This is a genomic window from Faecalicoccus sp. (genome assembly GCF_036552745.1).
In the GTDB taxonomy this organism is placed as follows: domain Bacteria; phylum Bacillota_I; class Bacilli_A; order Erysipelotrichales; family Erysipelotrichaceae; genus Faecalicoccus.
Map to the genome: position 1 here is coordinate 1 of NZ_JAXKBY010000070.1, position 11,932 is coordinate 11,932.

An 11,932-nucleotide genomic window follows, 5' to 3' on the forward strand; every position below is an offset into this window, starting at 1 on the left:
ACAGAATGCAGAAGTACTCAAACGTTTTGATGTATTCTATTCTACCGTAGAACCGGATACACTGGAATCCGTACGGGATGGTGCCTGGCTTACGGCAGATAAGATTACAGACTTTGGTACGGTTCGCTCCATCAAGGTACAGCTCAAAGACGGAAATCAGATGCAGCCGGGAGAACGGGTGAATCTGCTTCTGCCGATTCGGGTGCCTGCTGATAAAGCATTGATTGATAAAAAAGCCATCAATTCGATTGCCTTATCCACAGACGGCAAACGATATAATGAATCGAATCAAACGGCACTGCATGTGACAAAATACAATGTCAAGGGAACTTTCTTTATTGACAAGAATCAAAATGGAACGATGGATGATCAGGAACCAAAGGTTTCCGGTGCCAAAGTTGTTTTGATGAAAGAGGAAAACGGACAGTGGGTTGCGGCCAAAGATTTAGATGGAAACGTCATTGAAGCGAAAACGACCAGTGATGGAACGTATGATTTTGACGTATATCAGCGTGGAAACTATCGTGTAGACTTTACCAAAAAGACAGTCTATACCTTCCCGCAAAAGGGAAATGCCAATGATATTCGTGCAGACAATATTGAATCCGTAAATCAAAATGTCGGAAGTACTTATGCCTTTACTCTGGAACCTTCCAGAAACAGTGCCATCCGCAACGGTGCCATTTATTCGGACGGTCGTACAATCACCATAGAAAAGGTGGATGCCGGGGATGTAAATAAAAAACTGGCTGGTGCGACCTTCACATTACAGAATACGGAAAATAAAGAGATTTCTTATACGATTACAACGGATGAAGAAGGAAAAGCTGTTATTGACAATGTACCATTTGGAACATATACATTGACAGAGACCAAAGCACCGGACAACTATACGAAAGCGGCTTCCAGTACGATTGAAGTCACGGATTCCGAGACTTTCAACAGTGTCTTCACTGTAAAGGATTCCCTGATCCAGGGCTCCATCACTTTAAAGAAAATCGATGCCTCGACAAAAGTGGCTTTATCAGGCGTTGCCTTCTCCCTGTATAAAAAAGGGGAAGAGCAGCCAATACAGACCCAAACAACCGGTGCGGATGGTGTGGTGACCTTCGAGAAGGTGGAATATGGAGACTACGTTGTTAAAGAAACGGGGGCTCTGGAGGGCTATGCAGCCAATAACTGGAGTAAAGAGGCTTCCATCCTTGAAGAGAATCAGGTCATCGATCTGGGAACGGTGGAAAATAAGAAGATTGAGGGTACTGTCACAGTCAAGAAGACCGATGAGAAAGATCAACCACTTCAGGGTGTGGAATTCAGTCTTCTGCAGGAAGATCGAGTTGTCGCCACAGCCGCAAGTGATGCTTCAGGTGTGGCAACCTTTAAGAATGTAAAATATGGAACCTATACGCTGAAAGAGACCAAAGGTCTGGCTGCCTACAATGTAGTAACAGATGAACAGACGGTCACGATCGATACCGACGGTCAGACGGTAGAAGCTAAAACGATGGTCAATCCGATTAAAAAGGGATCGGTGACCTTGACGAAAGTGGATGCGGATACTGGACAGCCACTGGAAGGTGTTACCTTTGGACTGTTTACAAATGCATCGGATGAACCGGTTTTTCAGGAAACAACAGACGAAAAGGGAACATTGACATTTAAAGATGTAGAATATGGAGACTATGTCTTAAAAGAGATTGCAACCCTGGAGTCGCATAATCTGTGGACAGGATCCATGGAGATCCACATGGATGAAGAAGGAAAGCGTATTGATCTGGGAACGATCCAAAATGAGATCAAGAAAGGATCCATAACGCTGAAGAAGGTGCATGCCGATACCCATCAGCCATTATCGGATGTTGTCTTTGGTTTATTCCTTAAAGAAGGAGAAACACCTTATCAAACGGCTAAAACCGATGAAGAGGGTGTTGTCACATTTGACAAGATTCCTTACGGAAGCTACACTGTAAAAGAAATGGAAGCACCGGAAGGCTATCAGTTTAATGAGGCGACATGGGATGCCGATATTGAGCAGCAGGATCAAGTCATTGATCTTGGCACCATTGTCAATACAAAGATCAAGGCAGACGTCGTCTTTAAAAAAGTGGATGCGAAGACGAAAAAAGGATTGGAAGGTGTTGTCTTCGGATTATATCAAAACGATGAATGTGTCTATACATCCACAAGTGACAAAGACGGTCAGGTCGTATTTAGGGATGTGGCTTATGGCGATTATACATTAAAGGAAATGCAGACGATTGCAGGCTATACAAAATCCGGCCTGACAAGAGAAGTTCGAATCCGAACCACTTCAGAACTGGCCCTGCCTGATTTTGGCAACGAACCGATCCCGTCTAAGAAAGACAAGGGAAGAAAGACATCGGTTTCCATGCCGCTGTTTGGAAGTGCGGCTGCCTTACTGGCATCGGGCACAGGACTTGTCGCTGGATGGCGCAGAAAGAAAACAAAGAAATAGACAACATCCAGAGTTGCAACAGGGGAATTTCTTAAGATGCTCTTAAGACAAAGAAAATGTTAAATTGGTCTTAATGGATTTACTTTTTCGGAATTCCAGTGAGTAATCGATACCCCAAAATGATTTAGAGAAGGTGGGAGTTGATCAGCGTTTAGCTGTTCAGCTCCTTTTCTTAATTTAAGATTCGCTTGGCATTGGGAAGAACATGCCAAAACAAAAAAGTGAGTCATCGTGTGTATATTGAAAAATTATATTAAGCTAATGGCAGAGGAGTACGGACAACAGGATTTGGTGTAGGGCACAATAGATATCATGTACATGTTACATATGAATCATAGTTCTGAAAACATTGGAAAATAAAAAACGACGCCAACAATTTTGGAGTCGCTTTGAAGCGGTGTAAAAGAAGATTTTTGCCAGTTTTGTTTTTCAAACCTGCATGTTCTCCTGTTGCATTAATCTCAGTCGAGAATTTTATGTAAATCAATGTCTTCTTTTTGACATGGATATTGACAGAGATAGGAATAAATCTGTTCCATTAGATACGTTGGTGTACTTGCTCCGCTGGTGATGGCAATATGCTTGGACTCTTGAATGGATGTTGCATCAAGCTGCTGCAGATCCTGAACTTGTAGTACAGTTTGGATGCCGGCTGTTTTTCCAATGGCGGCTAACTTTTGGGTGTTGTTGCTGGTGGGATCACCTACCACGATCAGCGTATCTACATCGGAGTCCTTTAGATCCAATATCGCCTGTTGCCGCACTCTTGTCGCATTACAAATCTCATCATGGATCTGGGCATTCGGATAGACTTTACGAATTGCCTGGAAAAGTGTGTTGATTTCCAATACTGACATGGTGGTTTGGTTGGTGACAAAGATAGGAGTCTGGATGTTGATTGGTATATCGTTTCCCGTTTCAATCAGGATCACTTTATCACTGGTTGAATAAATGGCTTCAGCCTCGGGATGCCCTTTCTTTCCAATATAAAAAACGGTATAACCTTGTTCCAGCTTATCCTTGACGATGCTTTGTGTCTGTAAGACAAACGGACAGGAGGCATCTACAATCTGTAAGCCTTTTTCTTTTGCCTTTTGGACAACTTTTGAACTGACTCCATGAGCTGTAAAGATGACGATTCCTTCCGATATCTGATCTAATAGTTCCCATCTGGTTTTAGAAGGATCTTCGATGGTTTTAAGATCATAAAGCTGCAGCGCTTTTTTGACATAGCTGTTATGAACCAGATTTCCCAAGATCGTAATTGTCATATCCGGATTTTGTTTTCGACATTCTTTTGCGGTTTGAATCGCTTTTAGGACTCCACCGCAATATCCTTGTGGTTTTACTTTTGTGACTTTATATTTCATACTCTTTATTATAGCGTTTGATGTTTGTTTTGAAAAATGTTTTATGGTATTATGAGTTGGCTTTGAGGTGATAAACATGTCAAATACAAATGTCGTTAAGGAAATTATGGAGTTAGAACATTTTAAAACACTAACGCCAATTCAAAAACAAGTGATGGATCGAAAAAATAAGATAAGAGATCTTATCGGTATCTCCAGTACAGGTTCCGGGAAAAGTCATGCCTTTTTCATGGCTATTTTTGAGCAGGTTGATCCGACTGTCGATGCGGTACAGGCGGTAATCTCTACACCGACAAGAGAACTTGCTTTTCAGCTGTATGAGCGTTGTAAGAAATTGGCAGCGCATTTTGGTGTACGTGTAAAGCTTGTGACCGGTGGGATGGATCGTAAGGTTTCTGATGTACAGCCACAGATTGTAATCGGTACGCCCGGACGTATGAAGGATTTGTTTGTTCAGGAAAATACATTGCGTCTGGATACCGCCAAAATGGTCATTATCGATGAAGCTGATATGACACTGGAATTTGGCTTTTTAGAAGATATCGATGAAATTCTTTCCAAAATGAATAAAAAAGTACAGCTGATGGTTTTTTCCGCTACTATACCGGAAGCTTTACAGCCATTTTTAAAGAAATACTTGTTTGATCCTTTTATGATTTCTATTGAAGATAGTGAAAATTTCCAAAGCGATGTTCGTCATGTTCTGGTGCCTTGTAAACATAAAAGCTATGAAGAAAAGCTGTTGGATGTACTATCCCATATCAATCCATATGTCTGTTTGATCTTTGCCAATACCAATCAGGAAGCTGCCAAGATTGCCGCTTTTTTAAGAGAGCATCAATATGATCTGGTAGAGCTTCATGGTGATTTGGAATCCAGAGAACGAATGCAGGCCATCAAAGCGATTCAGTCACAGAAAAAAAGCTATATCGTTGCCAGTGATATTGCCAGCCGTGGTATAGACTTAGAGGGAATTACCCATGTTATTTCATGTGGTTTTCCAAAAGATCTAAAGTTTTATGTGCATCGTTCCGGACGTACCGGTCGTGCCAATCGTGATGGTGTATGTTACGCCTTATATCATGAAAAAGACGAGGCGGCGATTAAGGATCTGATGCATCAGGGAATCGTTTTTGAACATCAGGATATTCGTCATGGACAATGGGTCGATCTCAAACCATTTGGTCAAAAAAGAAAGCGTTCCAAAGATCCACTGCAGCAGGAAATTGAAAAAATCGTATCGAAAAAGGCAAAGAAGGTAAAACCAAATTATAAAAAGAAACAGCGTCAGGAAATTGAAAAGCTAAAACGAAAGAGAAAAAGAGAAATCATTCAAAAGGACATTCAACGTCAGAAAAAAGAAAGAGCCAAAGAAAAACAACGCCAGAAGAGGTTTGAATCATGATCTATTTAGGATCACATGTATCCTTAAAGGCACCGAAGTATTTTTTGGGGAGTATTGAAGAATCACTTTCATACGGAGCCAATGCCTGCATGATCTATACAGGTGCTCCCAGCAATACCCGACGTGTTTCATTAGATCAGTTTCGAATTGAAGAAGCCAAGGAATTAATGTCAAAGCATGATTTTTGTATGGATCGTGTAATCGTACATGCACCCTATCTGATCAATCTAGCCAACACCATCAAGCCGGAAACTGCGCAGTTTGGTGTCGAATTTTTATCGCAGGAATTAAAACGAGTGGATGCACTGGGGGCAAAAACATTAGTTTTGCATCCCGGCAGTCACTTAAAAGCCGGCGTGGATGCGGGTATCGCATCCATTCAGAACGGTCTAAATGCAGTTTTAGATGCGGATGAAAGCGATGTTTGTATCGCCTTGGAAACAATGGCCGGCAAGGGCAGTGAAATCGGGCGAACCTTTGAGGAATTACGTTGGATCCTGGATGGTATTCATAAACAGGAACGAATCAAAATCTGTATGGATACGTGTCATATTCATGATGCGGGGTACGATCTTTCGGATTTTGATGCCGTTTTAAACCAGTTTGATGCGATATTAGGATTAGATAGACTGGCAGTCATGCATATTAATGATTCTAAAAATGAAAAGGGTGCCCACAAAGATCGTCATGCCAATATTGATCAGGGACATATCGGTTATTCCTTGTTGGCAAAGGTCGTTCATCACCCTAAACTGGAATCCATTACGAAAATCTTGGAGACACCGTATATCGATGGTAAACCGCCTTACAAAGAAGAAATCGCATGGCTTAAAGCCTATAAAAGTGAATAAGATGTAAAAAGCCGGAGTTTTCCGGCTTTTTGTGTTAGAAGGCTTCAATTTCCTGTTTTAAGCGTTGTACCATTTCCTGCTGCGGAATCTTTTCGATGATTTCTCCCTTTTTGATTAAAAGACCTTCATTTTTACCGCCGGCAATGGCAATATCCGCATGTTTTGCCTCACCGGGCCCATTGACAGCACATCCCATGATGGCTACGGTAATATTTTTATGAACGGTCTGCAGGTATTGTTCAATTTCGTTGACGACTGGCTCCATATCCCATTGTGTACGACCACATGTCGGACAGGCAATTAGATTCGGTACATTTTGAATCAAGTTACACGATTTTAAAAGCTCTTTAACGATGGGAATTTCTTTTTGCGGGGCACCGTTTACACTGATACGAATGGTATTGCCAATACCATCCAATAGAAGATTTCCTAAAGCTAATGTGCTTTTGATAGCACTGGTCATCATGGTTCCGGCTTCAGTAACCCCTAAGTGTAAAGGATAGTCAAACATTTCCGAGGCCTTTTTATAGGCTTCGATACATAAAAGGGGATCACTGGATTTAAAGGAAAGTACCGTATCATAGAAATGAAGATCTTCTAAAATCTGAACATGTTTTTGTGCACTTTCCATCATTCCCTGTGCTGTAGGTTTTCCATATTTTTGATGAATCTCTTTTTCCAAAGAACCGCTGTTGATGCCAATTCGTATCGGAATATGTTTTTCTTTACATTTTTTGACCACGGCTTTTACATTTTCCCGGGCACCGATATTTCCCGGATTTAAGCGAATTTTATTCGCTCCGGCATCAATACATGCTAAAGCGAGTCGATAGTCAAAGTGAATATCGGCTACTAGTGGAATATGGATATTCGATACGATTTCTTCAATAGCTTTGGCATCGTTTAGATCCATACAGCTGACACGAATGATTTCGCAGCCCATCGCTTCCAATTCTAAAATTTGTTCGATCACTTCTTTTACATGTGAGGTCTTGATATTGCACATGGATTGAATATATACATGGTCGTTTCCGCCTAAAACTAAATCTTTTACTTGTACAGAACGAGTCTGATTTCTTTTCATTTTGATCACTCCTACTTGAAAGTATATAAGCTTCCCGAAAGAAGAACAAGTGACAAAACCTGACAAATGTGATTAAATGATACAAGATAGGGGGATTGCATGCGCCAGTTTTTTAAAAACATCAGGAAAAGGATCTTGCGTTTCTTTCATCAAGGGTTGGATGCGCCCTTAGATCAGGTCATATCCAGACGTATTATCGGTTTTGCCAGTCTGGTGACGGTTTTCTTTTTGATCATTTTTTTTAGGCTCGTTTATATACAAGTCTTTTCCAATGAACGCTATACGCAACTGACAAATGATTATACCAGTGTTACACAATATATCAGTGCGCCTAGAGGTCAGATATTCGATACGAATGGCAATGTGCTTGCGAAAACTACGGTCAGCCACAATATCGTCTATACATCGCCCAACAACATGACAACGGATGATTATTTATTGTACGCCAATCGAATTGTTTCGGTATTTGATGTCAAAGCAGATGAATTTTCATCTTCGGATTTAAAGAACGCGTATATTGCCTATACCTTTTTATTGGACACGGATGATCCACATTATGGATGTCGGCATCTATTCAGTGAATCGGAATGGAACAGTATTCAAAATGGGTCTATGACATCCTCCAAACAAACACAACTTTTGTATGAACGAATCACCGATGAAGATATCGATGAACTTTCGAATAAAGAAAAGGCAACCTATGTGATTTACAGTCGTATGACAACAGTGAATTCTTCCTCTTTACAGAATGTCATTCTGGAGGATATCAGTGATGATGATGTTGCCTATCTAGTTGAACATAAAACAGAATTCCCGGGCTTTGATGTCGATTTTGGGGGTTGGAAACGAGAGTATCCATATGGTGAAACATTATCCGATGTACTGGGAACGGTGACGACAAGCACGCAAGGTCTTCCCAGCGAAAATGTAGATTATTACCTGCAAAGGGGCTTTCAGTATAATTCACCGGTAGGGGCCTCCGGTTTAGAGCTTTACTACAATGACTATCTGTCCGGCGTCAGTGAAGAATCGGTTGTAACATATGACTCAAATGGATTGGCTCATAAGGAAGTTACTCGTTCTGCGCAAAAAGGCTTGGATCTGTATTTAACGATTGATATAGAACTGCAGGAAAAGCTCGATAATACGCTCAAAACGGTCTTACAGCGTGAAGGCGGAACGGAAGGCCGTGAGGAATTCAACAGCTTATTTACCTGTATGATGGATCCAACGACAGGTGGTGTTTTGGCCATGTCCGGCTATACGATGGATCTGGAAACTAAAGAAATGACATATTTTGCCTCCGGTAACTATGTTTCTTTAGTCAATCCAGGTTCCTGTATCAAAGGAGCGACTTTGTATATGGGACAAAGTGAAGGTGTAGTAGAGCCTGGAGAAGTTATTAACGATGCGATCATGAATATCGGCGGTGAGGAATTTGGTTCGTATGAAAATCACGGCCTTGTCAACGATATACAGGCTTTGTCGGTTTCCAGTAACGTTTATATGTTTAACATCGCCATTCGTTTAGGTGGAGCAACCTATGAAGAAGGCCAGCCTTTAGTTATGGAAGATGTGGGTCAGACTTTAGATAAAATGCGCAGTTATTTTTCACGCTTTGGTTTAGGAAATGTGACCGGTGTGGATGCACCGGGTGAAGTCAGCGGCTATATGGGCTTTGGTAATTTGCCGGGAATGACATTAAACTATTCCATTGGCCAGTTGGATATGTACACGCCGCTGCAGCTGTTACAATATGTTTCGGTGATTGCGACTTCCGGCAGCATGTATCAGATCCATATGATGGATCGTGTAACCGAAAGCAACAGTCAAAACATCGTCGAAGAATATCCAGTCAAGCTTAAATCAACCTTGTCCAATACAGAATCGCTTTCACGGATTCAACAAGGATTTAGAGCTTGTGTTACGGACGAAAACTGTGGAACCCAGATCAATGCGTTATCACAGGATGTTGCGGGAAAAACCGGTACGGCTGAAGTTGGAGATGCGACGACCGCTAACTTTGTCGGCTATGCACCCTATGAGAATCCTAGTGTTGCGTTTGCCTGCTCGGCACCGACCAGTGCGGAAAATACACAAAACCTCAAAAGCAACATCTGTGTTTATAACGTGATGCCGGAGGTTTTACAGACATATTTTGAATTGTATCCGCAGGATCAATAATCTTCTTGCACCAAAAAAATATATATGATACAATTCATTCGCATATTTGTTAAGGAGGACAGTCCATGAGAGATCGTATTACATTTAAATGCTCTGTTTGTGGAGAAGAAAACTACATCGGAACTCGAAATAAAAAGAAACATCCTGAACGTATGACAATTAAAAAATATTGTCCAAAATGTAATCAAAAAACGGATCATAAGGAGAAGAAATAAAGAAGACCGGATCATCGGTCTTTTTTACTAGCAGATCATGATAGAAATTTATACATATCCATTAGGAATGGTGCAGGCAAATTGTTATGTGGTGGTCAAGGAAGATTCTTGTCTGGTAATCGATCCCGGCGATGTGTTGGATCTTCAGCCTTTTTTAGAACAGAATCATTTACATTTGGAAGCGGTGTTACTGACACATGCTCACTTTGATCATATCAAGGGTGTTGATTCGATCACAGAAACGTATTCGGTACCGGTTTATGTTCATCAAAGTGAAGTTTCTTTTTTACAGGATCCGGCGTTGAATGCTTCTTTATCATTTTATGAAACGATCGTTTGTCATTCCAAGGCAATCGGAATTCAGGAAGGCAAGCTTTCGATCGGAAAATTTGATATCGATGTTTATCATACGCCCGGTCATACTTGCGGTTCCTGTTGTTTTCGTATAGAAAATCATTTGTTTTCCGGAGATACCCTGTTTCAAGGCTCTATCGGAAGAATGGATCTTCCAACAGGCAGCGTCATGCAGATGAAAGAGTCTTTGCGCAAACTGGCAGCTCTGGAAGATGATCTACCGGTATATCCGGGGCACGGCCTGGCTACAACCATCGGTTTTGAAAAACAGTGGAGCTACGAAATGAAGCATCTATGATCTTTAAAGAAAGTCCATGTCGAAGATACCCTGGGTATCATAATAAATTCGCATGTGGACTTTCTTTTCTTTTTTTCCATACATACAATCAATAAATGTATTTTCATCACGAAACGTCACCAACACATCGTTTATCACTTCACTCTTTTCCAGAATCAAATCCTTTAAATCAAAATGACACTGACGAATTCTTTGGTTATGCTGGATCATAGCTTTGGCATAAGAAATACAGGAAAGATCGATCGTACTTTGTTTGTTGGCCTCTATCAGATAGGCATGATCTAACAGATATAAACTGATCAGGCTTGTCACCTGCAACAGAATAAAGAAACAGACCAGAGCCCCTGAGCTGATATAACCGTTAATAGATCTGTACGTTGTATTCTTTGTCTGCCTTTGAATAGGATAAAAAAATTTCTTCATCTTGTTGATAAAACGCAACATTTTTAACTCCTTCCATAAGAATTTCATATCCCTCTTTTTTGACAAGTCGATCTTTATCCTGGCCGATCCAGATCGATTCATGTTTATAGTTCATCGTTAATTCATGACTTTGTACTTCGATATCCTTGGAAAGAGAGAGGATTTCTCGAAGTTGGATCACAGCCATTTGTTCCTGTTGAAGCATATCCATGTTTAACATTTTTAGACAAGTCTGTAAAAAGACAAGTATGCATAAAGTAACGATACTGAAAACAAGCAAAGATAAAAGGGCATCAATCATGGTAAAACCATTCTTTATTGATCTTTTCATCGATGATCCATCCTTTACTATTGAATACTATCTCTATGTTGTTCCATAAAAGACTGATACACAGAAGTATAATAAAGAGGGCAAACAATGCTTCTGTCATTAAAAATCCGTTTTTATTCAATGCGAACACGCCCGCTTCCTAATTGATAGATCAAGTGGATGGTACGGTCTTTGTCTGTACACTGAATGGTATGTGCCTGGGAAATATTACCTTTGGCATTGTAGTGAAACGCAAATGGTGTACAAGAGATGGACGGTGGATATTGAAATTCGATATCCGCAAAGTAAGCTCTGTCTTTTTCGATACGCACATCTTTGTTCTCTTTTGCGATAAACGCTTTTTCCTGAGTCAAAACAGAATAAGCCGCCATTTTTCGAGAGAAGTATTCCAGATGAGAAATAGAAGGCTTTAAGCTGATCAGTGTCAACAAGCTTATGATCAGAAGCGTTAATAGAGCTTCCATCAAGGTAAAGGCATTATTGACTGGTGGCTTGTCCATTGATGATCTCCACAGACTTTCCGTTTGGACATTTGGCTTGTTCTTCTTTCAGATACCCATCATTGATCAAATCTTGAATGGAAGGCACTTCATCATTTTCGATTTGATACAGTAAGATTTGTGAATCAATGACACTTAAAAGAGATTTACAGCCCTTTTCACGAATGATCGTTTCTTTTTGTGTAATATTTGGCAATGTGATCAAAAGAATGATGGTGATGATCAATAATACGATCATCATTTCTAAAAGGGTAAACGCATTTTTTGTTTTCATAAAATTCCTTTCTGTTATGAAATGACAATTGTCAAGTGGAAATATTCACTTCTTTGATTATCGTCACTTTTTTTAAAATCAAGGATATTAGACAGGAAACTTCTTGTCAGAATTATCGGTGATTGGCCACTCTGTTATTCGTGGATTGGTTACCTCAGGTCAATGGT

Annotated in this window: 12 protein-coding genes; 6 read left to right on the top strand and 6 right to left on the bottom strand. The window is 40.5% G+C overall.

The window, feature by feature from the left end; genetic code table 11:
* Window positions 1–2,476: MSCRAMM family protein (locus U0M88_RS03380; RefSeq protein ID WP_331868910.1), on the top strand; the 2,476-nt coding region annotated here is incomplete at its 5' end.
* A gap of 461 nt (window positions 2,477–2,937) precedes the next feature.
* Here U0M88_RS03380 and ispH read toward each other — a convergent pair.
* Window positions 2,938–3,846, bottom strand: coding sequence for a 4-hydroxy-3-methylbut-2-enyl diphosphate reductase (gene ispH / locus U0M88_RS03385; RefSeq protein ID WP_331868911.1), 909 nt, complete (start codon window positions 3,844–3,846; stop codon window positions 2,938–2,940).
* A 76-nt stretch (window positions 3,847–3,922) separates the two neighbouring features.
* Here ispH and U0M88_RS03390 point away from each other — a divergent pair, with 76 nt between their 5' ends.
* Together U0M88_RS03390 and U0M88_RS03395 are read left to right on the top strand one after the other, a co-directional pair.
* A complete protein-coding gene (locus U0M88_RS03390) occupies window positions 3,923–5,251 on the top strand; it encodes a DEAD/DEAH box helicase (RefSeq protein WP_331868912.1) in 1,329 nt (442 codons plus the stop codon).
* Entirely contained in the window at window positions 5,248–6,102 is an 855-nt protein-coding gene (locus U0M88_RS03395; protein WP_442902230.1) for a deoxyribonuclease IV, read from the top strand. Before U0M88_RS03390 ends, U0M88_RS03395 begins: the two co-directional genes overlap by 4 nt.
* A 34-nt stretch (window positions 6,103–6,136) precedes the next feature.
* Here the strand turns inward: U0M88_RS03395 and ispG are convergent, their stop codons facing one another.
* A complete protein-coding gene (gene ispG, locus U0M88_RS03400) occupies window positions 6,137–7,186 on the bottom strand; it encodes a flavodoxin-dependent (E)-4-hydroxy-3-methylbut-2-enyl-diphosphate synthase (RefSeq protein WP_331868913.1) in 1,050 nt (349 codons plus the stop codon).
* A 99-nt stretch (window positions 7,187–7,285) separates the two neighbouring features.
* Here ispG and U0M88_RS03405 point away from each other — a divergent pair, with 99 nt between their 5' ends.
* The 3 genes from U0M88_RS03405 to U0M88_RS03415 all read left to right on the top strand — a co-directional run bounded on the left by U0M88_RS03405 (window position 7,286) and on the right by U0M88_RS03415 (window position 10,237).
* Window positions 7,286–9,370 carry a peptidoglycan D,D-transpeptidase FtsI family protein gene (locus U0M88_RS03405; RefSeq protein WP_331868914.1) on the top strand — a complete coding sequence of 695 codons (2,085 nt, stop codon included), beginning with the start codon at window positions 7,286–7,288 and terminating at the stop codon, window positions 9,368–9,370.
* 65 nt (window positions 9,371–9,435) lie between these two features.
* Window positions 9,436–9,585, top strand: a complete 150-nt coding sequence (rpmG, locus tag U0M88_RS03410) for a 50S ribosomal protein L33 (protein WP_022355275.1) — start codon at window positions 9,436–9,438, stop codon at window positions 9,583–9,585.
* 37 nt (window positions 9,586–9,622) lie between these two features.
* Window positions 9,623–10,237: an MBL fold metallo-hydrolase gene (locus U0M88_RS03415; RefSeq protein WP_331868915.1), complete on the top strand. Its 615-nt coding sequence runs from the start codon at window positions 9,623–9,625 to the stop codon at window positions 10,235–10,237.
* Window positions 10,238–10,240: 3 nt separating this feature from the next.
* On the opposite strand, the gene U0M88_RS03420 is transcribed toward U0M88_RS03415, so the two are convergent.
* From U0M88_RS03420 to comGC, 4 genes are all read right to left on the bottom strand, one after another.
* Window positions 10,241–10,660, bottom strand: a complete 420-nt coding sequence (locus U0M88_RS03420) for a hypothetical protein (RefSeq protein WP_331868916.1) — start codon at window positions 10,658–10,660, stop codon at window positions 10,241–10,243.
* Window positions 10,599–10,991 carry a competence type IV pilus minor pilin ComGF gene (locus tag U0M88_RS03425; protein ID WP_168965986.1) on the bottom strand — a complete coding sequence of 131 codons (393 nt, stop codon included), beginning with the start codon at window positions 10,989–10,991 and terminating at the stop codon, window positions 10,599–10,601. The genes U0M88_RS03420 and U0M88_RS03425 overlap by 62 nt, the downstream gene beginning before the upstream one ends.
* Window positions 10,992–11,104: 113 nt before the next feature.
* Window positions 11,105–11,491 (bottom strand): hypothetical protein, encoded by a 387-nt coding sequence (locus U0M88_RS03430; RefSeq protein ID WP_168965984.1) that lies wholly within the window; start codon window positions 11,489–11,491, stop codon window positions 11,105–11,107.
* Complete coding sequence (gene comGC / locus U0M88_RS03435; RefSeq protein WP_331868917.1) at window positions 11,469–11,765, bottom strand: competence type IV pilus major pilin ComGC; 297 nt, start codon at window positions 11,763–11,765, stop codon at window positions 11,469–11,471. Before comGC ends, U0M88_RS03430 begins: the two co-directional genes overlap by 23 nt.
* Window positions 11,766–11,932 lie beyond the last annotated feature (167 nt).

Bases quoted from the DNA above. Each gene is read 5' to 3' on its own strand.
- comGC (WP_331868917.1), bottom strand. From the start codon at position 11,765: ATGAAAACAAAAAATGCGTTTACCCTTTTAGAAATGATGATCGTATTA.
- ispH (WP_331868911.1), bottom strand. From the start codon at position 3,846: ATGAAATATAAAGTCACAAAAGTAAAACCACAAGGATATTGCGGTGGA.
- U0M88_RS03420 (WP_331868916.1), bottom strand. From the start codon at position 10,660: ATGAAGAAATTTTTTTATCCTATTCAAAGGCAGACAAAGAATACAACG.
- rpmG (WP_022355275.1), top strand. From the start codon at position 9,436: ATGAGAGATCGTATTACATTTAAATGCTCTGTTTGTGGAGAAGAAAAC.
- U0M88_RS03415 (WP_331868915.1), top strand. From the start codon at position 9,623: ATGATAGAAATTTATACATATCCATTAGGAATGGTGCAGGCAAATTGT.
- ispG (WP_331868913.1), bottom strand. From the start codon at position 7,186: ATGAAAAGAAATCAGACTCGTTCTGTACAAGTAAAAGATTTAGTTTTA.
- U0M88_RS03390 (WP_331868912.1), top strand. From the start codon at position 3,923: ATGTCAAATACAAATGTCGTTAAGGAAATTATGGAGTTAGAACATTTT.
- U0M88_RS03405 (WP_331868914.1), top strand. From the start codon at position 7,286: ATGCGCCAGTTTTTTAAAAACATCAGGAAAAGGATCTTGCGTTTCTTT.
- U0M88_RS03430 (WP_168965984.1), bottom strand. From the start codon at position 11,491: ATGGACAAGCCACCAGTCAATAATGCCTTTACCTTGATGGAAGCTCTA.
- U0M88_RS03395 (WP_442902230.1), top strand. From the start codon at position 5,248: ATGATCTATTTAGGATCACATGTATCCTTAAAGGCACCGAAGTATTTT.
- U0M88_RS03425 (WP_168965986.1), bottom strand. From the start codon at position 10,991: ATGAAAAGATCAATAAAGAATGGTTTTACCATGATTGATGCCCTTTTA.